At 59.4% G+C, this 23687-nt stretch carries 21 protein-coding genes; 10 read left to right on the top strand and 11 right to left on the bottom strand.

Going from position 1 to position 23687, the window contains the following annotated elements; translation table 11 throughout:
- Positions 1-5: 5 nt before the first annotated feature.
- The 4 genes from O3W47_RS16995 to O3W47_RS16980 form a co-directional block, all read right to left on the bottom strand.
- Entirely contained in the window at positions 6-350 is a 345-nt protein-coding gene (locus tag O3W47_RS16995) for a MarR family winged helix-turn-helix transcriptional regulator (protein ID WP_080818284.1), read from the bottom strand.
- A 362-nt stretch (positions 351-712) separates the two neighbouring features.
- A complete protein-coding gene (locus O3W47_RS16990) occupies positions 713-1819 on the bottom strand; it encodes a DUF475 domain-containing protein (RefSeq protein ID WP_080818286.1) in 1107 nt (368 codons plus the stop codon).
- Positions 1820-2110: 291 nt separating this feature from the next.
- Positions 2111-3028 carry a DMT family transporter gene (locus O3W47_RS16985; RefSeq protein ID WP_121490394.1) on the bottom strand — a complete coding sequence of 306 codons (918 nt, stop codon included), beginning with the start codon at positions 3026-3028 and terminating at the stop codon, positions 2111-2113.
- A gap of 123 nt (positions 3029-3151) precedes the next feature.
- Positions 3152-4033, bottom strand: coding sequence for a LysR family transcriptional regulator (locus tag O3W47_RS16980; RefSeq protein WP_269314207.1), 882 nt, complete (start codon positions 4031-4033; stop codon positions 3152-3154).
- A 106-nt stretch (positions 4034-4139) separates the two neighbouring features.
- Here O3W47_RS16980 and O3W47_RS16975 point away from each other — a divergent pair, with 106 nt between their 5' ends.
- The 3 genes from O3W47_RS16975 (at position 4140) to O3W47_RS16965 (ending at position 7993) form a co-directional block, all read left to right on the top strand.
- The gene (locus O3W47_RS16975; RefSeq protein ID WP_003524451.1) at positions 4140-5636 is read left to right on the top strand and encodes a CoA-acylating methylmalonate-semialdehyde dehydrogenase; all 1497 of its coding nucleotides are present in this window, start codon (positions 4140-4142) and stop codon (positions 5634-5636) included.
- Positions 5637-5862: 226 nt separating this feature from the next.
- The gene (locus tag O3W47_RS16970) at positions 5863-6933 is read left to right on the top strand and encodes a YjgN family protein (protein WP_269314206.1); all 1071 of its coding nucleotides are present in this window, start codon (positions 5863-5865) and stop codon (positions 6931-6933) included.
- Positions 6923-7993 (top strand): M48 family metallopeptidase, encoded by a 1071-nt coding sequence (locus O3W47_RS16965; protein ID WP_269314204.1) that lies wholly within the window; start codon positions 6923-6925, stop codon positions 7991-7993. The genes O3W47_RS16970 and O3W47_RS16965 overlap by 11 nt, the downstream gene beginning before the upstream one ends.
- A gap of 42 nt (positions 7994-8035) precedes the next feature.
- Here the strand turns inward: O3W47_RS16965 and O3W47_RS16960 are convergent, their stop codons facing one another.
- Complete coding sequence (locus O3W47_RS16960) at positions 8036-9085, bottom strand: Fe(3+) ABC transporter substrate-binding protein (protein ID WP_035264601.1); 1050 nt, start codon at positions 9083-9085, stop codon at positions 8036-8038.
- A gap of 173 nt (positions 9086-9258) precedes the next feature.
- On the opposite strand from O3W47_RS16960, the gene rirA reads away from it, so the two are divergent.
- From rirA to O3W47_RS16925, 7 genes are all read left to right on the top strand, one after another.
- Positions 9259-9729: an iron-responsive transcriptional regulator RirA gene (gene rirA / locus O3W47_RS16955; RefSeq protein ID WP_059759126.1), complete on the top strand. Its 471-nt coding sequence runs from the start codon at positions 9259-9261 to the stop codon at positions 9727-9729.
- Positions 9730-9899: 170 nt separating this feature from the next.
- Positions 9900-10946, top strand: a complete 1047-nt coding sequence (locus O3W47_RS16950) for an AbrB family transcriptional regulator (protein WP_269314203.1) — start codon at positions 9900-9902, stop codon at positions 10944-10946.
- A 141-nt stretch (positions 10947-11087) separates the two neighbouring features.
- The gene (gene osmF / locus O3W47_RS16945) at positions 11088-11999 is read left to right on the top strand and encodes a glycine betaine ABC transporter substrate-binding protein OsmF (protein ID WP_003524447.1); all 912 of its coding nucleotides are present in this window, start codon (positions 11088-11090) and stop codon (positions 11997-11999) included.
- A 96-nt stretch (positions 12000-12095) separates the two neighbouring features.
- Positions 12096-13262 carry an ABC transporter permease gene (locus tag O3W47_RS16940; RefSeq protein WP_269314202.1) on the top strand — a complete coding sequence of 389 codons (1167 nt, stop codon included), beginning with the start codon at positions 12096-12098 and terminating at the stop codon, positions 13260-13262.
- Entirely contained in the window at positions 13259-14197 is a 939-nt protein-coding gene (locus tag O3W47_RS16935) for an ABC transporter ATP-binding protein (protein ID WP_269314201.1), read from the top strand. The genes O3W47_RS16940 and O3W47_RS16935 overlap by 4 nt, the downstream gene beginning before the upstream one ends.
- Complete coding sequence (locus O3W47_RS16930) at positions 14194-14934, top strand: ABC transporter permease (RefSeq protein WP_137452505.1); 741 nt, start codon at positions 14194-14196, stop codon at positions 14932-14934. Before O3W47_RS16935 ends, O3W47_RS16930 begins: the two co-directional genes overlap by 4 nt.
- A 108-nt stretch (positions 14935-15042) precedes the next feature.
- Positions 15043-15531 (top strand): gluconokinase, encoded by a 489-nt coding sequence (locus tag O3W47_RS16925; RefSeq protein ID WP_269314854.1) that lies wholly within the window; start codon positions 15043-15045, stop codon positions 15529-15531.
- On the opposite strand, the gene O3W47_RS16920 is transcribed toward O3W47_RS16925, so the two are convergent.
- From O3W47_RS16920 to O3W47_RS16895, 6 genes are all read right to left on the bottom strand, one after another.
- Entirely contained in the window at positions 15528-16829 is a 1302-nt protein-coding gene (locus O3W47_RS16920; protein ID WP_269314200.1) for an NAD(P)/FAD-dependent oxidoreductase, read from the bottom strand. The two genes, O3W47_RS16925 and O3W47_RS16920, sit on opposite strands and share 4 nt — an antisense overlap.
- A 1-nt stretch (position 16830) precedes the next feature.
- Positions 16831-18192 carry a glutamine synthetase family protein gene (locus O3W47_RS16915; RefSeq protein ID WP_003524441.1) on the bottom strand — a complete coding sequence of 454 codons (1362 nt, stop codon included), beginning with the start codon at positions 18190-18192 and terminating at the stop codon, positions 16831-16833.
- 254 nt (positions 18193-18446) lie between these two features.
- Entirely contained in the window at positions 18447-19694 is a 1248-nt protein-coding gene (locus tag O3W47_RS16910) for an NAD(P)/FAD-dependent oxidoreductase (protein ID WP_269314199.1), read from the bottom strand.
- Between the two features lie 101 nt (positions 19695-19795).
- Positions 19796-21436: an ABC transporter ATP-binding protein gene (locus tag O3W47_RS16905; protein WP_137452508.1), complete on the bottom strand. Its 1641-nt coding sequence runs from the start codon at positions 21434-21436 to the stop codon at positions 19796-19798.
- 5 nt (positions 21437-21441) lie between these two features.
- Positions 21442-22587 (bottom strand): ABC transporter permease, encoded by a 1146-nt coding sequence (locus tag O3W47_RS16900; protein WP_080818314.1) that lies wholly within the window; start codon positions 22585-22587, stop codon positions 21442-21444.
- Positions 22587-23681 carry a microcin C ABC transporter permease YejB gene (locus tag O3W47_RS16895; RefSeq protein WP_080818317.1) on the bottom strand — a complete coding sequence of 365 codons (1095 nt, stop codon included), beginning with the start codon at positions 23679-23681 and terminating at the stop codon, positions 22587-22589. Before O3W47_RS16895 ends, O3W47_RS16900 begins: the two co-directional genes overlap by 1 nt.
- Positions 23682-23687 lie beyond the last annotated feature (6 nt).

Here is a 23687-nt window from a genome sequence, read left to right as displayed (position 1 = left end):
AGAGGTTAGATCTTGCGTGCCTGATCAATAATCAGATCGCCGAATTTTTCCAGATAAAGCGCACCGGCCACGGTGCGTTTTATCACGACATTGCGCTTGTCCCGCTCATCCCGAACCCGGTCGACCAGTCCGAGAGCACCCAGACTGTCGAGGGCGCGGGTAATAACCGGTTTGGTCACACCCAGCATGGCGGCGAGGCCCCGCACGGTGTGCGGCGGCGGCACGAGATAAATCTGCAGCAGGATGGCGGTTTGACGCAAGGTCAAATCCGGCTGATCGTCAATGACCTGCACCGTGGATACACGATGCCAGAGACCCAGGGCCTCCGTGGGCGACAATTGTGCAGGCAAACCGTGACCCTTCCAGTCGTTGTCTTATCGTTTTCATTCAACCGAACGGAAAACTCAAGAACCATCCCGCACAAACAGAACCGCCGCACGGCGCAGATCGGAAAGATCGCGCGGCGCGGCGGTATTTGCCGACCCGTTTTCGAGCCATATGTCCCCTCTGGACTTGCAGAATGAGATGCAGGAAGCGTGCCAGTTTTGATGCAGCGCACAAATATTCGTAAAAACAGCGACTTAAGGCAAAAAGCGCGCCTTTTGGTGAAATTTTTCGCAAAGGATAAACAGCAACAAAAACAGGCAAAAAATAATTCAATGCTTAAAAACTGCCTTCCGCCACGACAGCGGAAGGCATGGGTAATCGCGGATCAGATCTCCGCGCCGCGCGCGGCATCGACCGCATCGGCATTCTGTCGCCGGTTATAGCGGATCGACGACCAGAGCGAGATGCCGATCAGGCCCGCGCCGCCAAGGCCCGTGATGACCTCCGGAATATGCACCATGGTCTGCACGTACATGATGACGGACAGGATGAGGATTGCATAAAAGGCGCCGTGCTCCAGATAGCGATATTCGGCCAGGGTTCCCTTCTCGACCAGCATGATGGTCATCGAACGCACGTACATAGCGCCGATGCCGAGGCCGATGGCGATGATGAAGAGGTTCTGCGTCAGCGCGAAAGCGCCGATAACGCCATCGAAGGAGAAGCTGGCATCCAGCACTTCGAGATAAAGAAACGCACCGAAGCCGCCTTTCGCCGCGCCTTCCAGCATCTCCTGGCTGCGGTCGAGAATGCCGCCGACGACTTCCACCAGCAGGAAGGTCAAAAGACCCCAGATCGCCGAATGGAAGAAGGTGTTGGCCGCGACCGGACCAAGTTCCGGATTGTCGCTAGCACCGATGATGCGGGAAAAGATCAGCATGACGACCAGCACGAAGGCAATCTCGATGCCCTTGACGGAGGAATAGGTTGCAGCCTTTTCCTCGATCCAGCGCACCCAGTGTACGTCCTTTTCATGGTCGAAGAAGAAGTTGAGACCGACCATCATCAGGAAGGTGCCGCCGAAAGCCGCAATCGGCAGATGGGCGTCACGCATGATTTCCGCGTAACGTTCCGGCTGCGTGGCCGCCATGACGATTGCCGTCCACGGGCCGACATTGGCCGCGACGACCACGATGAGCAGCGGGAAGACGATACGCATGCCGAAAACGGCAATCAGGATACCCCAGGTCAGGAAGCGGTGCTGCCAGACCGGCGTCATATCCTTGAGCTTGTTGGCGTTGACGATGGCGTTGTCGAAGGAAAGCGAGATTTCCAGCACCGCCAGCACGACGCAGATGAAGAAGATCGTCGCCGTGCCGCCCACCGTTCCGGTCATTTCCCAACCGAGATAACCGCCGAGGATCAAACCGACCACGGTGACGATAAAGGCCCACTTGAAGTAGGTAAGGGTGTTTTTCTGGGCAGCGCTCATGTCCGGTCGCCTCCCATAGAGAGGGCGTTCACGGACCGACGCGGGGCGTCAGACCGCACGCAGAAAGCACGCGCGCGAAGCACATTCAGGTTTTTCATAGTTTTTAATCCGCCGGCCAATTTTTGCAGGCGGTACCGACATCGCGAGAGCGCCGTAAAACTCTCGCCAGAGGGGCCCGGCACCTTTGTTTCCTCTGCCGTTGCGAGACAAATCATCGCAGGGCTCTTTCTTACTCCCCGAAGATCACGCCTTCGTCAAGTCCCGTGATCGTGATCAAGGCTGTGAGAAAGATCAAACCTGCTCCGCGGCCAGGTCTTCAGCGGTTTCGCGGCGTCGCTTGAGAGTATTTTCGCGGAAGAAGATATAAAGGCCGGAAAGAACGATCAGGCCCGCGCCGACGACGATACTCGTCTGCGGCACATCGCCGAAGAACAGCCAGCCGAAAATCACCGCCCAGAGCAGCAGCGTATATTGCAGCGGTGCGACGGTTGCGGCATCGGCGAGTTTAAGCGCCCGATTGACCAGCACATGCGCCGTCATGGCGACGACGCCGAGCAGGCCGAGGAAGGCGAGATCGAAACTGGACTGAACCGGCAGCCATCCCGATGGCGTGAGGAATACCGCAACAATGCCCGCAAGCGCCGCACCGATGATCTGCCAGAAGGCAAGCACCGTATCCGGCGTATTGCGCAGCTGGCGGCCGGATAACATCATGAAAGCGAAGGCGGCGCTGCCGAGGATCGAAAACAATGCTGCGGAGGTGAGGCTTGCCGAACTGGGTTTGAGCGCGATGAGAACGCCGACAAAACCGATGGCGATGGCCGTCCAGCGACGCCAACCCACCTTTTCTCCGAGCAGAAACGGCGAGAGCGCCGCCACATAGATGGGGGCGGCCAGCCAATAGGTCATGACATCGGCGAGCGGCAGGGCCGCGACCGCGAAATAGAAACAGAAAAGCTCTGCGGTGGAAAAGAAGACGCGCGCAAACTGAAGGCCGGGACGCTCAATTCTGACAAGGCCGGAGAGGCCGGCGCGCCAGACGATCGGAACGAGAATAATAAGCGCCGCCGCGCTGCGAATGAGGATCACCTGACCCTGGCTATAGGTGGCCACGAGCCATTTTCCCATGGCGTCGTTCAGTGCGAAAAGCAGCATTCCAAGCAGCATGACGGCCACGCCGAGGCCAGTCGGCGAAAGCTTACGTATCATAGACATGTCAGTTCCGATCTCTCCCAATGGCTGCATTGGTCGTCCAGTCCGCCATCCTTTGTCAAGCCCCGAACGGCCGGGCTCGAACAATTAATAGTACTAATAATATCGGCATGCAGGATGTCAGATGAAAATTCGCCGTTCTTCGGCTACGAGTTCCTGGAGAAAATCGACCACCGTGCGGACGCGGACCAGTTGACGGGCGGATTCGTGATAGGCCGTCCAGTAGGACCGGCTGATGGTGAGTTGCGGCATGATACGCAGCAGTTCGGGGTATTGCCCGGCGATGTAATTATGCAGGATACCGATACCCGCATCGGAACGCACCGCCTCGGTCTGCCCGGTGGCGCTGGAGATTTCGAAGGCGGCGTCCCAGTCGCGCATGATCTCACCGGTAAAGTTCAGTGAGGGCGAAAAGATCAGGTCCTCCACATAACCGATCCGCCGGTGGCGCTTCAGCGCCTCGACATCATCAGGCGTTCCATGATCGGCCAGATAATCCGCCGAGGCATAAAGGCCGAGCGAATAATCGGTGAGCTTCGAAAACATCAGCCTGCCCTGCTCCGGCCTTTCGATGGTGATGGCTATATCGGCCTCACGCTGCGACAGTGAGAAAGAGCGCGGCACCGGCACGAGCTGGATTTTCAGATCGGGATAACGCGCCGTCAGCCGACCGAGCCTTGGCGCGAGGAAGGAAACGCCGAGACCATCCGGCGCGCCGATGCGCACCGTTCCCGCCACCGCCGTATCGACGCGGCCGAGATTTGCCTGGGCATTCAGCATTTCCGTTTCCATGCGCTCGGCCCCGGCAAGAAGGCGCTGCCCCTCTTCGGTCAACTCGCAGCCATTGGTGCTCCGCAGGAAGAGCTGCGTGCCGATGGCCGCTTCCAGTGCGGAAATGCGCCGGCTGAGGGTGGCGTGGTTGACGCCAAGCTTTCTGGCCGCCGAAAGAAACTGGCCGCTTCGCGCCACGCTTAGAAACAAACGCACATCATCCCAGTTCATGGCACCCTCTTTATGTCTATTTTTGCACAATGGATGCTTATTTCAGGCGATTGATTTGTGCAAATCGAAAGGTAATGCTGCGCCATCACATTCTGGAGGAAAACCCATGAAGGAAATCGGTCATTTCATTAACGGCAAGCATGTGCCGGGCACCAGCGGCCGCACATCGAATGTCTACAACCCCGCCACCGGTGAAGTTCAGGCAACTGTCGCGCTTGCAAGCGACGCCGAACTGCGCGCCGCCGTGGAGAGCGCCAAGGCTGCGCAGCCGAAATGGGCCGCCACCAACCCTCAGCGTCGCGCCCGCGTTTTCTTCAAGTTCGTCGAACTTCTGAACCGCGACATGAACGAGCTGGCGGTGCTGCTCTCGAGCGAGCACGGCAAGACCGTTGAAGATTCCAAGGGCGATATCGTCCGCGGTCTCGAAGTCTGCGAATTCGTCTGCGGCATTCCGCATCTGCAGAAGGGTGAGTTCACCGAAGGCGCTGGCCCGGCCATCGATATGTATTCGATCCGCCAGCCGGTTGGCATCGGCGCGGGCATCACCCCGTTCAACTTCCCCGGCATGATCCCGATGTGGATGTTCGCGCCGGCAATCGCCTGCGGCAACGCCTTCATCCTCAAGCCTTCCGAGCGCGACCCGTCGCTGCCGATCCGTCTTGCAGAACTGATGATTGAAGCCGGTCTTCCGGCCGGCATCCTGAACGTCGTCAACGGTGACAAGGGCGCCGTCGACGCCATCCTGACCGATCCCGATATCGGCGCGGTCTCCTTCGTCGGCTCGACGCCGATCGCCCGTTACGTCTATGGCACGGCCGCCATGAACGGCAAGCGCGCGCAGTGCTTCGGCGGTGCGAAGAACCACATGATCATCATGCCGGATGCCGATCTCGACCAGGCGGTAAACGCGTTGATGGGCGCGGGTTACGGTTCGGCCGGCGAGCGCTGCATGGCTGTTTCCGTTGCGGTTCCGGTTGGTGAGGAGACGGCAAACCGTCTCGTCGAAAAGCTCATTCCGCAGATCGAAAGCCTGAGAATCGGACCCTATACCGACGACAAGGCCGATATGGGTCCGCTCGTCACCAAGGAAGCGCAGACGCGCGTCAAGGGCCTGATCGACAGCGGCGTCGCACAGGGTGCGAAGCTTCTGGTCGATGGCCGCGACTTCAAGCTGCAGGGCTATGAAGACGGCTATTTCGTCGGCGGCTGCCTGTTCGACCACGTGACCCCTGACATGGACATCTACAAGACGGAAATCTTCGGACCCGTTCTCTCCGTCGTTCGCGCCAAGAATTACGAAGACGCGCTGGAACTGCCGATGAAGCATGAATATGGCAACGGCGTCGCGATCTATACCCGAGACGGCGACGCCGCCCGCGACTTCGCAAGCCGCGTCAATATCGGCATGATCGGCGTTAACGTTCCGATCCCGGTTCCGCTTGCCTATCACTCCTTCGGCGGCTGGAAGGCTTCGAGCTTCGGCGACCTCAACCAGCACGGGACGGATTCGATCAAGTTCTGGACGAAGACCAAGACGATCACCTCGCGCTGGCCGTCGGGCATCAAGTCGGGCGCTGAATTCGTGATGCCGACAATGAAGTAAGCGGGCAGAGCCCTCTATATTACAAAGAGCCTCGCTGTTTTCACGGCGGGGCTTTTTCGATTAAAAGATAACTTTAAAAATCAAGTTTTTCCTTCAAAATATTTCCACTTAAAGCTGTTATGGCGTAAGAGAGCCATTGCGGCGTGGGGACGCTGCCAAACCGACGATAACGGGGAAGCCTGCAAACTCAATCTGCCCGGAGAGGGGCATGTCATGAGGGACTATTATGAGTGATATCTCAGTGAGTGCGGATCAGCGCGCGCTTGAACGCGGCTCGTTCAGCGGAAATGCCAAGGAATATTTCGGAATCTGGATCGTCAATATTCTGCTGACGATCATCACCATCGGCATCTATTCCGCCTGGGCAAAGGTGCGCCGCAAGCGTTATTTCAATGGCAATACCGTGCTGGCCGGTCGCGCCTTCGGTTATCACGCCACCGGCGGACAAATCTTCAAGGGCCGGCTGATCGCCTTTGCCTTCATCGTCGTCTCGCAGCTCGTCGGCCTCATCCATCCGTTCCTGGTTTTCGTGCCGGCAATCCTTCTGATGATCTTCTTTCCATGGCTGATCACGCGCAGCATTCGTTTCAATGCGCGGGTGACGAGCTATCGCAATGTGCGTTTTGATTTTGTCGGAAAGGCATGGGGCGCTTTTGTCTCCATCCTGCTTGGCAGCCTCGTTGCGTTCTTTTCCTTCGGCATTCTGGCGCCGCTGTCCAGCCGCTGGGCGAACCGCTATATTTTCAGCAATCTGCGCTACGGCGACCGGCCCTTCAGCGCCGATCCCAGAATCGGCAAGCTCTACCGGGTCTGGATCATTCCCGCGATCATGGTCGTGATCGGCGGCATCGTGGTCGGCTTTTTCGGCATTGCCGCCTTTGCGGCCAATAGCGCGATGCTCGAAGACGAGACGGCAGCCATGACCACGGCGCTGGCTTCCCTTTATGTCGGAATTTTCGGCGCGTTTCTGGTCTATGGTCTTGCGGGTGTCGTCTATCGCACCGGCGTTCGCAATGTCGTCATCTCCTCCATGCTGCTGGACGGAAAGCACGACCTGCACAGCGATCTTCATCGCGGCCGCTACCTGTGGATCGTCATCTCCAACCTCATAGTCACCGTCTTCACGCTTGGCCTGATGCGGCCATGGGCGGCGGTGCGCGAGGCGCGTTATACCGTTGAACGCACGGCAATCCGTTTCAATGGCGATGTCGGCGAGGTTCTGTCCTCGATGGAGGCGACAGGCGCCGCCGTCAGCGCCGAATATATGGATATGGAAGGTTTCGAATTTGGTTTCTGATACCGGAGAAACCGTTGCGGGCGAGTGGCATGCCGCTCGCTCCAACCTTTCCAGCGCCGCCAGGCTGAAGCTTGGCGGCACGGTCCTTCTCGTGCTCGACGCGAAGGACAACCACGTCAGAACCCAGGCGGAGATAAAAACGGTCGAGATCAGCCATCGGGTCGGCACCATCCCCCGGGAGTTGCATTTTCCCGATGGGTCGCTGTTCGAAACCCGTGACAATGACGGCGTGGACCGGCTGCTTGGCCAGCACATTACCAGGCGTTCCGGTTTCGTGCACTGGCTGGAACAGTTCCGCCCACGACTGATCGGCATCACCGCCGCAGCCGTTCTTCTGGCTTACGGCACCTACAAGCTGGCGCTTCCGGCGCTGGTGGAACTGGCGGTCGCCGTAACGCCGCCCATCGTTCCGCAGGTCATGTCGGCCAGCACCATGCAGGCCTTCGACCAGGCGGTATTTTCTCCAAGCGAACTTCCGCAGGAAGAGCAGGACGCCATCCGTGCGGAATTTGCCCGGATCGCCGCCCATGCGGAAGGTTCGCCCGAGGACTACAAGCTGAATTTCCGCAAGGGCGGTTATATCGGCCCCAATGCCTTTGCGCTTCCCGATGGCACGCTGGTACTGACAGACGAGCTGGTGGAACTCGCGGGCGACGACAGGCAGATGATCACCGGGGTTCTCGCCCATGAAATCGGCCATGTTGAATTTGAGCACAGCCTGCGGCAGCTTTACCGCGCCGCCGGGGTTGCCGGTCTCGTCATGCTGATTGCCGGCGATGTCGGTTCGGCCATGGAAGATATTCTCACCCAGGGCGGCGGTCTTCTGGCGCTATCGCATTCGCGCGATGCCGAGCGGCAGGCGGACCAGCGCTCCGTCGAACTGATGCGCAAGGCCGGGCTCGACCCAACCGCCATCGAACGGTTCTTTGCGCTGCTGGAGGAAAAGCTGGGCGACAGGGACGGCACCAGCATTGTCTCCACCCATCCCGGAACGCCGGAAAGGCGCAAGGCCATTCTCGATTACAACGCTTCCCTGGACAACAAACCGGCGGGTAACTGACCCGCCGGTATCGCAACTCTCAGAGCTCGATCAAGAGCAAACTCAGTTGGTCGGGCCGTCGTTGAAGCCCACTTCATCCACCAGTTCGGACGCCTGCTTGCGATGGGCGGCTATGTCCGTCAGCGGCAGCTTGTCGGGATTGATGGGACCGAAACCCTTCACGACATCGGATGGCTCCGCGCCGGGCAGCACCGGATATTCGAAGACCTGCTTGGCGTAGATTTCCTGCGCCTCGCGCGAGGCCAGGAATTCCATCAGCTTCAGCGCATTGTCTTTGTTGGGGGCGTATTTCGTCAGCGCCATGCCGGAGATATTCACGTGCGTGCCGCGATCGCCCGCATTGGGGAAGATCACCCGCACCGATCCTGCCCATTCCTTTTCTTCCGGCTCGCGATCGTTGGTCAGCATCAGGCCGACATAATAGGTGTTGCCGAGCGCGATATCGCATTCACCGGAAAAGATCGATTTCGCCTGGCTGCGGTCGGTTCCGTCAGGCTTGCGGGCGAGATTGTTCTTCAGGCCGGTCAGCCATGTACGGGTATAATCGACGCCGTGATGGGCGATCATCGAGGCGATCAGCGCGATATTATAGGAATGCTGGCCGTCGCGAATGCAGATCTTGCCCTTCCATTTCGGATCGGCAAGCTCCTCATAGGTAATGTCCTTCTGGGTCACCCGCTCCTTCGACGCATAGACCACCCGGCCGCGCGTGGTGAGACCAAACCATTCGCCCTCGGGATCGCGCAGATTGGCGGGGATATCCTTTTCGATGACGGGATCGTTGAGGACCGGCTGGGTAACCTTGCCCTCCTTCGCCTCGACGAGACGGGCGATATCGACCGTCAGCAGCACATCGGCCGGCGAATTGACGCCTTCGGCCTGAATGCGTTCCACCAGCCCCTTGTCGAGAAAAAGCACATTCGCCTCTATCCCGGTTTCCTTCGTGAAAGCATCGAGCAGCGGCTGGATCAATTCAGGCTGGCGATAGGAATAGACGTTAACCTCCCCCTCTGCCAGAGCGACGGGCGCGGCGACAAGGATCGTCAGGCCTGAAAAAACGGCAGCGGAAAAGTATGATTTCAAGCTTGCCATTATGAATGCCTCCATTACATTCCGATTCTTGACTTGTTTGTTCATGAATCATCCGGACGGTCAACAAGGCTGTTCGAGAAATATCGGATGGGTGCCAGTTTTTTCAGTTTCTGGAATTGTTCTAAACTGAAAAAGAGACTATATAACTCCACATTGAGAGTTAGGAGACCAGCATGCGCTTGACCAAACAGACCAACTATGCCGTTCGCATGTTGATGTATTGCGCCGCCAATGAAGGCCATCTGAGCCGCATTCCTGAGATCGCCAAGGCTTATGGCGTTTCGGAGCTGTTCCTGTTCAAAATCCTGCAGCCGCTCAACAAGGCAGGCCTGGTGGAAACCGTGCGTGGCCGCAACGGCGGCGTGCGTCTTGGCAAACCTGCCGAAAAGATCAGCCTGTTCGACGTGGTGAAGGTGACCGAAGACAGCTTCGCCATGGCCGAATGCTTCGAGGACGGTGCTGTGGAATGTCCGCTTGTGGATAGCTGCGGCCTCAACTCGGCGCTTCGCAAGGCGCTCAATGCCTTTTTCGACGTTTTGGCGGAATATTCGATCGACGATCTCGTCAAGGCGCGGCCCCAGATCAACTTCCTGCTTGGCCTCGATACGGAAATGCCGAAGATCGCTGCCCTTCCGGCTGCCTGATCATCCCATTGCCGCATCGGCAATTGCCATAGCCCGTGTCCTTGAGGCCACGGGCTTTTCTTTTATAGAATACGCATGAAATGTAATATTTTTGATCCTGCGTGTTGACGTCGCGAATGGAAGCGGCGCATTTGGTCGCGAGCTTTTTCAAGCAACCAATCAGCGTCGCAATGATCATCAAGCCTGAATTCCATACATTTGCGCTCACCGCGCTCGTCGGCAGCATAGGGGCGCTACTCGCCAGCCTCATCGATATTCCGGCACCGTTTCTGTCCGGCCCGGCGCTTGCCGTGACGATCACGGGGCTGGCCGGTGTAAGGCTTGGCGTTCCCGCCTTCATCCGCAATGCCTGTTTCGTCGTCGTCGGCATTTCCATGGGAACGAGCGTAACGCCCTCCGTGATCGACGCCGCAAAGACCTGGCCCGTGAGCTTCGTCGTTGTGCTCGTCGCTGTCGTTATCATGCTCTATGTCGCCTACTGGATCCTGCATTACGGCTTTGGTTACGACCGGGCAACGGCGATGCTGGGCGCCTCTCCCGGCCATCTCAGCTATATCATCAGCCTCGGCGCCGAGACGAAAAGCGATCTTGCGACCGTCAGCATCGTGCAAAGCGTGCGGGTGCTGGCGCTGACGCTCTCCGTGCCGCTGATCGTCGAATATTTCGATCTCGTCAGCACGGAACCGCTTGTGGCCAACCCGCCAATGGGCCTTTTCACGCTGGCGCTGACCATCGGCGCATCGCTTCTGACCGGCTGGCTTTTCCTGCGCTGGAAGTTTCCGGCCGCGCTGCTGCTTGGCGGCGTCGCCATTTCCATCGGCACCCACATTACCGGCCTTACCGAAGGCGGCGTTCCCACCTGGCTCAGCCTGCCCGTCTATGTGCTGATCGGCTGCCTCATCGGCACGCGCTTTTCGAATGTCTCACTGATGGACGTGCGGAAAGGCTTTCTGGCGGGCTTAGTCGTCACCATCGCCGTGATGCTGATTGCCGGAAGCATTGCCTGGATGATTTCCGGCGTGACCGGCGTTCCGCTCAATGCCGTCATGATCGCCTATTCGCCGGGCGGCCTGGAGACCATGGCGGCGATGGCGGTGATGATGCATGCCGATACCGCCTATGTCGGCTCCCACCACGTCATCAGGCTCTTGTTTCTTTCGGTTCTCATGCCGCTCGTCATGGGCAAGGATGCACGCAAGCGCGACGGCGAAACCTGACCATCGGCGTGTAGCCGGAGCCATCGGCGCGAAAACGCAGATGGCATGCAACCATTTTTCCTCCCGGCCGTTTATATTCGGCCGCAATTGCGGCGGCGATCTTTCGCCTGTTCGGCAGGCTGACCCACCGGAGGAACATCCATGAACCGCTTGATGACGTTGACGGGCGCCGGACTTGCGCTTGCCCTTTCTGTTTCCATCGCGCAGGCGCAGGTGGTCGTGTCGTCGAAGATCGACACGGAAGGCGGTGTTCTCGGCAACATCATCCTCGCCGTCCTCAACCAGAACAAGATCGAAACGACGGATCGCATCCAGCTTGGCGCCACGCCGGTTGTGCGAAAAGCGATCACGGCGGGGGAAATCGACATCTATCCGGAATATACCGGCAACGCCGCGTTCTTTTTCTCCAAGGCGGACGATCCGCTCTGGAAAGATGCAGCCAAGGGCTATGAAGAAGCGAAAACACTCGACTTCGACGCCAACAAGATCGTCTGGCTGACGCCATCGCCGGCAAACAACACCTGGGCCATTGCGCTGCGCAAGGATGTCGCCGACAAGAACAATCTGAAGACGCTTTCCGATTTCGGCAAATATGTTGCCGATGGCGGCGAGGTCGTCCTTGCCGCTTCTTCCGAATTCGTCAACTCCGCCGCCGCGCTCCCTGCATTTCAGACCACCTATGGCTTCACCATGAAGCCTGACCAGCTGATCACGCTTTCCGGCGGCGACACCGCGGCCACCATCGCCGCCGCCGCCAACCAGACGAACAACGCCAATGCCGCCATGGTCTATGGCACGGATGGCGGCATCGCGCCTTCAGGTCTCGTGGTGCTGGAGGACGACAAACATGTGCAGCCGGTCTATCAGCCAGCGCCGATCATTCGCGAAGAGGTTCTGAAAAAGCACCCGAATATCGAAGAGTTGCTGAAACCCGTGTTCGAAAAGCTCGATCTGGCAACACTGCAGGATTTGAACGCCCGCGTGCAGGTCGGCGGCGAACAGGCCAAGACCGTGGCGCTCGACTTTCTGACAAAGAACGGCTTCGTCAAGTAACCGCTCGCGGCGCCGGAGCGGGTTGCGGGAACCGGTGCGTTCCCGTGGTCCCGTCCCAAATCAGAGTACACGGGCCAGAAGACAGGGGAGCAGGATTTGACGAAATGGCCTGACAAAGTGGGCGTGGTGATTTCGTGCCTGCTTCTTTATGCGCTTTTTGCGTCGCCTTTCATGACATTCCGTGCCAACCGGATCGTTCAGGGCGAGATACGAACGGTCTTCGAAGCTCTTCCGGGTTCGGCTGCAACTGTTCTCGCCACCATCGTTCTTCTTTCGGCCTTCATCGCCTTTTTCCGCTTTCCCACGCGATTGAAACTCGCCGTCGCGCTGGTCGGTCTTGCGGCACTGGCGGTTTTCGTCGGGCAGGCGGCTTCTTTCCTCACGCCGGAGGGTAACGGTTTTGCCCGCGTTTCACCTGGCAGCGGTTTTTGGCTGATATTTGCCGGGCTGGCTCTGCTCGCCACGGATTGCATTGCGCGTCTTGAGCCGAAGCCCGCTGTCCGGATTTTGTTGCTGCTGGTGGCCATCGCCGCGCTCGCGGCCGTGCTGACAAGCGGCCTCTGGAACGACCTCTCCATCATCAAGGAATATACCGGCCGGGCCGATATATTCTGGACCGAGGCTTTGCGGCACGTGGAACTTGCCATCGGCTCGTTGATCGCGGCGACCGTAGTGGGCATTCCCCTGGGGATACTCTGTTACAAGGTCGAGCGGTTGCGCGCAGGCGTACTGAACAGCCTCAATATCGTCCAGACCATTCCCTCCATCGCCCTTTTCGGCCTTTTGATCGCCCCGCTCGGGTGGATCGCGGCCACTGTGCCGGGTGCCGCGAAAATCGGCATCGCCGGCATCGGCATGGCGCCCGCTTTCGTGGCGCTGTTTCTCTATTCCCTGCTGCCGGTGGTTTCCAACACGGTCGTCGGTCTTTCCGGCGTTTCGCAGGCGGTGCGGGAAGCGGCGCGCGGGCTTGGCATGACGCCGATGCAACGGCTGCTGCGGGTGGAATTTCCGCTGGCCATGCCAGTCATCCTCACCGGCATCCGCATCGTGCTGGTGCAGAATATCGGCCTTGCGACGATTGCCGCCCTGATCGGCGGCGGCGGCTTTGGCGTTTTCGTATTTCAGGGCATCGGGCAGACGGCGATGGACCTCGTGCTGCTCGGCACCGTGCCGACGGTTCTTCTCGGCTTTGCCGCAGCGATAACACTCGACGCCCTCATCGACAGCAATCTCTTCAGCGCAGGCGGAAGGCAAAAGGCATGATCGAAATCGACACCATCACAAAACGATATGGCGAGGCAGCCGTCGTGGATCAGGTTTCGCTAACCGTCCCGCCGCGCACCGTCACCGTCATCGTCGGCACCTCCGGATCGGGAAAAACCACCCTGCTACGCATGATAAACCGGCTGGTGGAGCCAACCTCCGGCACGATCCGTATCGACGGTGAGGATGTCAGCGCGATACCCGGTTTCAAGCTGCGCCGCCAGATCGGCTATGCCATTCAGGGCCATGGCCTGTTTCCGCATAGGACGGTGGCCGAAAATATCGCGACCGTTCCGCAGCTGATCGGCTGGGATCGCAAGCGGATCGAGGCGAAGATCGACGCGCTGATGCATCTCTTCCAGCTCGATCCCGCGCTTTATGCCGACCGTTTCCCGCATGAACTCTCAGGCGGTCAGCAGCAGCGTGTCGGCGTGGCGCGTGCGCTGGCCGCCGAGCCGAACATTCTTCTGATGGACGAACCCTTCGGCGCGCTGGACCCGGTGATCCGCGCCAAGGCCCAGAACGATCTTCTCGATATCCAGAAAAAGCTCGGCGTGACCGTCGTTCTCGTCACGCACGATATGGACGAGGCCTTTCATCTGGCGGACCGTATCGCCGTGATGGACAAGGGCCGCATCGTGCAGGACTGCCCGCCGGCCGAACTGGTGCTGAAACCGGCGACGGATTTCGTGCGCACCATGATCGGCGAAAACGAACGGGCGCTGAAACTGCTTTCCGTTCTCTCCGTTGCCGATGTCGTGGAGCCGGGAAACGCAGAGGGCGAACCGCTCACCGAGCATACAAGCCAGCGCGACGCCCTGTCGGCAATGTTATGGGCGGGCTGCGATGTCCTGCCGGTCGTCAGGGACAATGGACAACCTGCCGGCCGGGTGCGGCGTGACGTTCTCCTCCAGCGTGCCGCCGGAGCCCCATGAAAAACGTCTTATCCTTCTTTGCTCTCGGGCTACTGGTACTAGCGCTGATCGTCTTCCTTTCCGTGCCGCAGGTCTTCGCACCGGTGTTCCGCCCTCTCGTGCAGGCCAATGCACCTGCGATCTACACGCAGGCCAATCTGTTTTCCCTCACGCTGTCGCATCTAACCATCGTGGCGATTGCCACGGGGCTCGCCACGCTCACGGCGGGAGCGCTCGCGATTCTCGTCACCCGGCCATTCGGGGCAGATTTCCTGCCGTTGTCGCGCAGCATCGTCAATATCGGCCAGACCTTTCCGCCGGTAGCGGTGCTGGCGCTTGCCGTACCGATGATCGGCTTTGGCGAAAAACCAACGCTCATTGCGCTGTTTCTCTATGCGCTTTTGCCAGTATTCGAAAATACGCTGACGGGTCTTACGACCCTGCCCGCCACGGTGATGGATGCCGCGAGAGGCAGCGGCATGACCGGCTGGCAACGCCTTGTCAAAGTGGAGTTGCCGCTTGCCCTTCCAGCCATTCTCGCCGGCATCCGGCTTTCGGCGGTCATCAGCCTTTCGACCGCGACCATCGGCTCGACCGTCGCGGCGCGCACCCTCGGCGAAGTGATCATTGCCGGCCTGCAATCCAACAATCTCGCCTTCATTCTTCAGGGCGGGCTGATCGTTGCGGCGCTGGCGATCCTGATTCACGCTGCCTTTTCCGCTCTGGAGAAGAGTGCGGCGCGCAAAACCGGGCACTGACACAGGCAAGCCCCGCATTTTTATATTCCCGATACCTGCCGCACATGGTAGGGGCTGACCGTCGAAACAGAAACATTCGAGGTTCGGGTGACACAGGCAATTGTCGTGATGGGAGTGAGCGGCTCCGGCAAGTCCACGGTCGCGGAAGCAGTGGCGGAGAAACTGGGCGTTGCTTTCATAGAGGGCGACAAGCTTCACCCGAAATCCAATGTCGATAAAATGTCCGAGGGTATTCCGCTGACGGACGAAGACCGCTGGCCCTGGCTCGACCTGATCGGCGCGGAACTGCGCAAGGGCAGCGAAAGCAACGGTGTCGTCGTTTCCTGCTCGGCGCTCAAGAAAATCTATCGCGACCGCCTTCGCAAGGCCACCGGCGGCCCGCTGGCTTTCGTCTATCTGGATGGCAGCCTGGAGCTTCTCAGCCGGCGCATGGGCGAACGCAAGGGCCATTTCATGCCGCTTTCGCTGCTGCAGACCCAGCTTGCCACGCTGGAAGTGCCGACCGGCGAACCGGACGTCGTGACCGTCAGCATCGATGCCACACCGGAGGATATTGCGAATAACGCACTTTCCGGTTTGAAGACGGTGACGTTCTAAAATCCGAGCCTGTCGCGCAGGCCGTACCACCACGCGCCAAGCACGGTCAGCGGCACCCGGAAGGTCTTGCCGCCGGGGAACGGATAGTTCGGCAGCGAGCTCCAGATATCGAAACGTTCGGCGTGGCCGGCAACGGCTTCGCCCAGTATCTTGCCGAGCAGATGGGTTGTCGTAACCCCATGGCCGCTGTCGCCATGCGAGAAATAGATATTGTCCGACAGCCTGCCCATATGCGGAATGCGCGTCAGGGTCAGCGCGAAATTTCCGCTCCAGGCAAAGTCGATTTTCGTTTTTTCCAGTTGCGGGAAGGTTTTGAGCATGTTCGGGCGGATCACACCCGTCAGATCGGCCGGATCGCTGCCGCCATAACCGATGCCGCCGCCATAGAGCAGGCGATTGTCGGAGGTCCGGCGATAATAATCGAGAATGTAGTTGGCATCCTCGACGCAATAATCGGCAGGCAGAAGAGCCTCGATCAGATCGGCATCGAGGGGCTCCGTCGCCATGACCTGGCTTGAGACCGGCATCATCCGGTCGCCGATTTCCGGCAAGAGTTTGCCGAGATAGGCGTTGCCGCAGACGAGGACATATTTCGTCTTGACGCTGCCTGTTGCCGTGCGCACCACGGGGTTTGCGCCCTGCTCCACCGCAATGACCCGCGAATTTTCGAATATGCGAGCACCGAGGCTTTCGGCCGCCGCCGCTTCGCCCTGCACCAGATTGAGCGGGTGGATATGCCCGCCGAAGCGGTCGATCATGCCGCCGGCATATCGATCGGTCTTCACATATTGGCCGACATCCGCCTTCGAGACCATTTCGAGACCACCATGGCCGTGTTTCTCCCAATGGGCCTTATGGGCCTCCATCTCGCGGATTTGTTTCGGCGTGAAGGCGGCGAAGAAACCGCCATCGACGAGATCGCAATCGATGGCGTATTTGGCGATGCGGTTGCGGATGATCGCGCCGCCTTCAAGCGACATTTCGCCGAGTTTCACCGCCTTGTCATGCCCATAACGGCCGGCAATGGTTTCGAGATCGCGGCTATAGCCGTTGACGATCTGGCCGCCATTGCGGCCCGAAGCGCCGAAGCCGACGCGGACGCCTTCCAGAACGATGACGGAATAGCCGCGTTCACTGAGTTCAAGTGCTGCGGAAATACCGGTGAAGCCACCGCCGATGATGCAGACATCGGCGTCCAGCGCGCCTTCGAGCGTCGGCCGCACGGTTTTGACATTGGCGGAGGCCGCATACCATGACGATGTGTGGCCGGGATTGGGAATATTCGTTACCTCAGCCATTTCACACCGTCCTGATATAGGCGTCATATTCGACGTCGGTTACACGCAGGGAAAATTCGGAAAGCTCCTGCTGTTTGCAGGCGGAAAACAGCGTGCGGTACTTCTGGCCAAGCGTTGCATAGGCAAAGCTCGACCGCGTGAAGCGCTGCAACGCATAGTCCCAGTTGGTGGGCAGCGGCTCGTGATTGATCGCGTGGCTGTCGCCGGCAATCGCGCCGCCCGGTTGGCGCTTCTCCTTCATGCCTGCCAATGCGGCGCTCAGGATCATCGCGACAACGAGATAGGGATTGGTATCGGCGCCGGCGACCCGGTGTTCGATACGCGTCGCGGCCTTGCTGGCAACGATGACACGCACAGCTGCGGAGCGGTTGTCGATGCCCCAGGAGGCGTAGGTCGGTGCGTGTTCGCTGGGTGTCAGGCGGCGATAGGAATTGGCATGGGGGGCGAAGATCGCCATGCTTTCACCCATGTTTTCCAAGAGGCCGCCGACCGAATGCATCAAGGCATCCGATGGACCGTCCTCTCCGGCGTAGATGTTCCTGCCATCCCTGTCGAGAACGGAAAAATGCACGTGCATGCCATTGCCTGCCTGCAACCCATAAGGCTTGGCCATGAAGGTGGCGTCGAGATCATGCCGCCGCGCCACGCCCTTGACGATGCGTTTCAGGAAGACGGCGAAATCGGCCGCCTGCAATGCATCCGGCACATGGTTGAGATTGATCTCATATTGGCCGGGACCGTTTTCCCGCAGCGTCGTGTCGGCAAGCACGCCCTGTGCGCGGCAGGCCGTGGCAATATCATGGAAGACGTCCTCGAAATCCTGAAGTTCGGAAATCGACAAAACCTGTGTCTGGCCCGTATGCCACCGACCCTCGCGGCTGTGCGGCGGACGAACGGGATCGAGCGCGGAGCGAACGGGATCGATCAGGTAAAATTCGAGTTCGGTAGCCACCACCGGCGTGAGACCAGCCTTTTTATAAGCGCCCAGAACCTGCGCCAGAACATGGCGCGGATCGCCATAAAAGCCGGTTCCATCCGGATTTTTCATTGCCAGCAGAACCTGTGCCGTCGGGCGGCCAAGCCATGTCACCCGCGACAGTGTGCCTGGAACGGGGAAACAAAACCCGTCCGGATCGCCCGTGCCTTCCGCAAGTCCTGCGGCATGCACATCCCGGCCCCAGATATCCAGCGCATACACCGAACGGGGAATGGCCATTCCCTTTTCAAGAACGTCGATTGCCCGTTCGCGCGGAATCCATTTGCCGCGCGGCACGCCGTTCGCATCTATGACGAAAGCTTCGAGAATTTCGATATCGGGATTATCGGCGAAAAATTTCTTTGCGTTTTCAATATCATCCATCATGCACCAGCAAGCCGTTTCCATCTCGTTTCATGCGCAGCGAGTTGCGCTAACGAAAGTCGTCCTGCTGCTGATAGATGAGAAACCTCGCCACCATGATGACGCTTTGCCCCTTTTCCCCTTTAGATCATTGCATGATCTAAATTATATAGTTAGAACGGGATTTCAGGCGAAAACCGCTTACACTTTTCGCCATCCCGCTCCAGCATGCGACCATGTTACGTGGCCTGTCCCCGGAAGGCCAGCGGATTTAGCTATCAGGGATTGAACCTTTCCGGGCGATAGGCGTCGATGGCGATAACCGGCGTTTCGCCCAGCATGGTTTCCGCCAGCACTCGGCCGGTGATCGGCCCAAGTGTGAGGCCATGGTGGGCGTGGCCGAAAGCAAACCACAATGTTTTATGGCGCGGCGCTTTGCCGATGATCGGCATCATATCCGGCGTGCAGGGCCGCGCACCCATCCACGGTTCCGCGTCCAGCCGGCCGCCGAGAGGAAAGACGGTGCGCGCCACCTGCTCTGCCCGCTCGATCTGCACGGGAGATTTCGGTGCATCGCGTTCGGCAAATTCCGCGCCCGTCGTCAGGCGAATGCCCTTTCGCATCGGCGCGAGGAAATAACCGCGCTCGGCGTCGATCAGCCAGTTATTGAGCTTCGTGCCCTCCTGCGGCGCATAGTGCATGTGGTAACCGCGTTTCACGCCAAGTGGAAAGCGGTAACCCAGCCGTTCCGTGACGGTATCCGCCCAGGGGCCAAGCGCCACGACGGCATGTTCGGCCTCGACCGCGCCGGTTTCGGTGCGCACCGTCCACCCGTTCACCGTCTGGCTGAGGGTGGAGGCATCGCCCCTGACGAAGCTTCCGCCGAGGCTCTCAAACAGCCGGACATAAGCGAGCGTCAGCGCATGCGGATCGCGCACCGACCAGGGATCGTTCCATTTCAGGCCACCGACGAAATCATGGCTCAGATGCGGTTCGGCTGCAGCAAGTTCCTCGGCGTCGAGTTTCGTATGGGAAATACCGTGGTCGCGCGCCAGACGCTCGGCGAAAGCAAAATCGGCATCCCGCCTTGCGGCGGTTCTGTAGGCCTCCATCCAGCCGTTCTTGACGATGAGATCGCCGGCCTTCGCCTCGTCGATCAAAATGCTGTGTTCGGAGACCGAATGCTCGATCAGCGGCGCATAGGCGCGGGCAATTGCCGCGTGGCGCGTGGCTGCGGAATTGTACCAGTAACGGCCGAGAAAAGGCGCGATCTTCGGCAGGGCAAAGAGGTGATAGCGGGCATCGATGCTGTTGTTCAGGGAATAGCGCAGCAGCAGGGCGAGATCCTGCGGGAAGGCATAAGGCACGACGCCTTCTCTCTGGATCAGCCCGGCATTGCCGAAGGAGGTCTCCTCGCCCGGCCCGCGCCGGTCGACCAGCACCACCGACTTACCCCTGCGGGCCAGCTGCAGGGCGACGGAGACCCCGATGATCCCCGCACCCAAAACGATCACATCCGCTGCCATGGCAATCAATCCGTTTCCGCGTCACATGCCCCTCAACATGGGTCGGCATTTTCCGCAAAGCAACAGAAAAATCATCACCTTAACAGAAACAGCAATGCGGCCTACTGGCTTATCGCCTTCGTTTTCATCGCTTCGATATTGAAGGCGGCCGCCAGCAGCGCCTTGGTATAGTCCTGCTGCGGGTTGGCGAAGATTTCCGCCGCCGGGCCGCTCTCCACCACCTTGCCGTGGCGCATGACGATCAGGTCGTTGGCGAGCGCCTTCACCACCTTCAGATCGTGGCTGATGAAGAGGTACGCGAGTTCATGTTTCGCCTGCAGATCGCGCAGCAGATCGACCACCTGCGCCTGCACGCTCATGTCGAGCGCGGATGTCGGCTCATCCAGCATGACGAAGCGGGGTTTAAGCACCATGGCGCGGGCAATAGCGATGCGCTGGCGCTGGCCACCGGAAAATTCATGCGGATACCGCCAGCGGGTGGCCGGATCGAGACCGACCTCTTCCAGCGCGGTGGCGACACGCGTATCACGCTCATCGGCAGACAGAGACCGTTCATGCACCTTCAGGCCCTCGGCGACGATCTCGCCGACCGACATGCGTGGGCTGAGCGACCCATAAGGATCCTGAAACACCACCTGCAGCCGGTTTCTGAGCGGCTTCATCATTTCATAGGAATAGTGGTCGATCGACTGGCCGATGAAGCTGATACGCCCTTCAGACGCAATCAACCGCGAGAGGGCCAGACCGAGCGTGGTCTTGCCGGAGCCGGATTCGCCAACCACACCAACCGTCTGCCCGGCGCGCAGGGTGATATCGATGCCGTCCACCGCCTTCACATGGTCGACCACCCGGCGCATCAGTCCCGCCTTGATGGGGAACCAGACCTTGATATCGTCACCCTGCATGACCACCGGTTTGCTGGCGTCGGAATGCGGCGGCTCGCCTTTCGGCTCCGCCGCCAGAAGATGGCGCGTATAGGCGTGCTGCGGATCGGTAAACACCTGCTCCACGGTGCCGGTCTCGACGATCTTTCCCTTGGTCATGACGCAGACGCGATCGGCAAACTTGCGAACGATGCCGAGATCGTGGGTGATGAACAGCATGGACATGCCGTGCTGCCTTTTCAGATCGCCGAGCAACTCGAGAATCTGGGCCTGAACCGTCACGTCGAGCGCCGTCGTCGGCTCGTCGGCGATCAGCAGTTTCGGCCGGTTGGCAAGCGCCATGGCAATCATCACGCGTTGCCGCTGGCCGCCGGACAATTCGTGCGGATAGGCCTTCAGGCGCTTTTCCGGTTCGCGGATACCCACCTGCAGCAGCAGTTCCAGCGTGCGCGCCCGCGCCTCGGACCCGGTGATTGCCTGATGCAGTTCCAGAATCTCGCCGATCTGCCGCTCGATGGTGTGGAGCGGGTTGAGCGAGGTCATCGGCTCCTGAAAAATCATGGTGACATCGTTGCCGCGGACCGCGCGCAGGGCGCGTTCCGGCAAAGTCAGCATATCCTTGCCGTCAAACAGGATTTTCCCCGAGGGATGGCTTGCCGCCGGATAGGGCAGCAATTTGAGAATGGAGTTCGCGGTCACGGATTTGCCGGAGCCGGATTCGCCAACGAGGGCAACGACTTCGCCCGGCATCAGGTCGAAAGAGACATGATCGACGGCGATGCTGGTCGCGCCGCCCTGATGGAAGGCGACGGAGAGATCACGGACGGAGAGAAGCGGTTGGGTCTTTGTTTCCGTCATGGCGATCACCGGAACGTCTTGCGTGGGTCGAAGGCGTCGCGCACCGCTTCACCGACGAAAATCAACAGTGAGAGCATGATGGACATGGTGAAAAACGCAGTGAGGCCAAGCCAGGGGGCCTGAAGATTGTTCTTGCCCTGCGCGATCATCTCACCCAGCGACGGCGATCCCGGCGGCATGCCGAAGCCGAGGAAATCGAGCGAGGTGAGCGTCGTGATCGAGCCGGAAAGGATGAAGGGCAGGAAGGTCAGCGTCGCCACCATGGCGTTGGGCAGAAGGTGGCGGAACATGATCGTCCAGTTGCCGACGCCGAGTGCGCGGGCGGCGCGGACATATTCGAAGTTTCTGGCCCGCAGGAATTCGGCGCGGACGATGCCGACGAAACCGACCCATGAAAAGAGCAGCATGATGCCAAGCAGTACGAAGAAGCCTGGAGGCAGGATGGCCGCGATGATGAGCAGGATATAAAGCACCGGCATGGACGACCAGATTTCGATGAAACGCTGCAACAGCAAATCCGTCCAGCCGCCGAAATAACCCTGAATGGCGCCGGCGGTGACGCCGACAAGGGCCGACGCAATGGTCAGCGTCAGGCCGAACAGCACGGAAATGCGGAATCCGTAGATCATCCGCGCAGTGACATCGCGCGCCTGATTGTCGGTTCCGAGCCAGTTGAGATTGCCAAGCGTGCAGCCGGGATCGGCATCGCCTTGCGGGTAAGCCGAGCAGCGATCCTTTTTATCCATCAGCCAGAAGGGCGCGGTCGGCGCAGAATGCGGAATATTGGAATTGACGGTCTGATAGGAATAGCGGATCGGCGGCCAGATCATCCAGCCATTGGCGTTGATCTCATCCTGAATGAAGGAGGATTTGTAGTCGGTCTGGGCCAGGAAGCCGCCGAATTTCTCCTCGGGATAATCCACCATCACCGGCACCAGAATCTCGCCCTTGTAAGAGGCGAGAATGGGTTTGTCATTGGCGATGAATTCCGCAATCAGGCTCAGGAAAAACAGGATCAGGAACAGCCAGAAGGACCAGTAACCGCGCCGGTTTGCCTTGAAATTCTGCCAGCGGCGCTTGGTGGTGGGCGAAAACCACGGGCGCTTCGGTTTTACCAGCGTTTCCGTTTCGGCGGTATGGGCAAGCGTCATCACACGTCCCTCCGCTCGAAATCGATACGCGGATCGATCCATGTATAGATCAGGTCGGAAATGAGGCCGACCACGAGGCCCATCAGCGAGAAAATGAAGAGCGTGCCGAACACGATCGGGTAATCGCGGTTGACGACCGACAGATAACCGAGGCGACCGAGGCCATCGAGCGAGAAGATATTCTCGATCAGCAGCGAGCCGGTGAAGAAGGCCGAGATGAAGGCGCCCGGAAAACCGGCGATCACGATCAGCATCGCGTTGCGGAAGACATGACCATAAAGAACCCTGCGCTCGGTGAGGCCCTTGGCGCGGGCGGTGATGACATATTGCTTCTTGATCTCGTCGATGAAGGAGTTCTTGGTCAGCAGCGTCGTCGTCGCGAAGGCCGAGAGCGACAGTGCGATGAGCGGCAGGGTCAGGTGCCAGAAATAGTCGATGATCTTCTGCCACCAGTTCAGTTGCGCGAAATTGTCCGACACAAGGCCGCGCAGCGGGAACCAGTCGAAGAAGGATCCGCCGGCGAAGAGGACGATGAGCAGAATGCCGAAGAGAAAGCTCGGCACGGCATAACCGATGATGATGATGCCGGAGGTCCAGACGTCGAAGGTCGAGCCGTCGGACACGGCTTTCTTGATGCCGAGCGGAATGGAGATGATGTATGAAATGATCAGGATCCAGAAACCGAGCGAGGCCGATACCGGCAGCTTGTCGATGATAAGATCGATCACCGAGGAATTGCGGAAGAAGCTGTCGCCGAAATCGAAACGAATGTAATTCCACATCATTTCGAGAAAGCGGGTGAGCGGCGGTTTGTCGAAGCCGAACTGCTTTTCGAGCTTGGCGATCAGTTCCGGATCGAGACCCTGCGCACCACGATATTTCGAACCGCTGTCATCGAAACCGCCGGACTGGCCCATGAGATCGCCGCCGCCTGAAAGCCGGTCGGAGGCGCTGTCGCCCTGCCCCGTCAATTGCGCGACGACCTGTTCCACCGGCCCGCCCGGCGCGAACTGGATGACGAGAAACGAAATGCCCATAATGCCGACGATGGTCGGGATCATCAGCGCCAGACGTCTGAGGATATAGGCGCCCATCAGCCT

Source organism: Agrobacterium sp. LMR679, from assembly GCF_027157905.1.
Taxonomy (GTDB): Bacteria; Pseudomonadota; Alphaproteobacteria; order Rhizobiales; family Rhizobiaceae; genus Agrobacterium; species Agrobacterium leguminum.
Note: the sequence above shows the minus strand (reverse complement) of the source record. Positions and strands in the feature narration are given on the sequence as shown.

What these genes read in the sequence shown, in the direction of transcription:
- O3W47_RS16895 (WP_080818317.1), bottom strand. Translation starts at nt 23,681, where the DNA reads ATGGGCGCCTATATCCTCAGACGTCTGGCGCTGATGATCCCGACCATC.
- O3W47_RS16970 (WP_269314206.1), top strand. Translation starts at nt 5,863, where the DNA reads ATGAGTGATATCTCAGTGAGTGCGGATCAGCGCGCGCTTGAACGCGGC.
- O3W47_RS16985 (WP_121490394.1), bottom strand. Translation starts at nt 3,028, where the DNA reads ATGATACGTAAGCTTTCGCCGACTGGCCTCGGCGTGGCCGTCATGCTG.
- O3W47_RS16920 (WP_269314200.1), bottom strand. Translation starts at nt 16,829, where the DNA reads ATGGCTGAGGTAACGAATATTCCCAATCCCGGCCACACATCGTCATGG.
- O3W47_RS16900 (WP_080818314.1), bottom strand. Translation starts at nt 22,587, where the DNA reads ATGACGCTTGCCCATACCGCCGAAACGGAAACGCTGGTAAAACCGAAG.
- O3W47_RS16915 (WP_003524441.1), bottom strand. Translation starts at nt 18,192, where the DNA reads ATGATGGATGATATTGAAAACGCAAAGAAATTTTTCGCCGATAATCCC.
- O3W47_RS16935 (WP_269314201.1), top strand. Translation starts at nt 13,259, where the DNA reads ATGATCGAAATCGACACCATCACAAAACGATATGGCGAGGCAGCCGTC.
- O3W47_RS16905 (WP_137452508.1), bottom strand. Translation starts at nt 21,436, where the DNA reads ATGACGGAAACAAAGACCCAACCGCTTCTCTCCGTCCGTGATCTCTCC.
- O3W47_RS16990 (WP_080818286.1), bottom strand. Translation starts at nt 1,819, where the DNA reads ATGAGCGCTGCCCAGAAAAACACCCTTACCTACTTCAAGTGGGCCTTT.
- rirA (WP_059759126.1), top strand. Translation starts at nt 9,259, where the DNA reads ATGCGCTTGACCAAACAGACCAACTATGCCGTTCGCATGTTGATGTAT.
- O3W47_RS16925 (WP_269314854.1), top strand. Translation starts at nt 15,043, where the DNA reads ATGGGAGTGAGCGGCTCCGGCAAGTCCACGGTCGCGGAAGCAGTGGCG.
- O3W47_RS16930 (WP_137452505.1), top strand. Translation starts at nt 14,194, where the DNA reads ATGAAAAACGTCTTATCCTTCTTTGCTCTCGGGCTACTGGTACTAGCG.
- osmF (WP_003524447.1), top strand. Translation starts at nt 11,088, where the DNA reads ATGAACCGCTTGATGACGTTGACGGGCGCCGGACTTGCGCTTGCCCTT.
- O3W47_RS16975 (WP_003524451.1), top strand. Translation starts at nt 4,140, where the DNA reads ATGAAGGAAATCGGTCATTTCATTAACGGCAAGCATGTGCCGGGCACC.
- O3W47_RS16960 (WP_035264601.1), bottom strand. Translation starts at nt 9,085, where the DNA reads ATGGCAAGCTTGAAATCATACTTTTCCGCTGCCGTTTTTTCAGGCCTG.
- O3W47_RS16950 (WP_269314203.1), top strand. Translation starts at nt 9,900, where the DNA reads ATGATCATCAAGCCTGAATTCCATACATTTGCGCTCACCGCGCTCGTC.
- O3W47_RS16910 (WP_269314199.1), bottom strand. Translation starts at nt 19,694, where the DNA reads ATGGCAGCGGATGTGATCGTTTTGGGTGCGGGGATCATCGGGGTCTCC.
- O3W47_RS16980 (WP_269314207.1), bottom strand. Translation starts at nt 4,033, where the DNA reads ATGAACTGGGATGATGTGCGTTTGTTTCTAAGCGTGGCGCGAAGCGGC.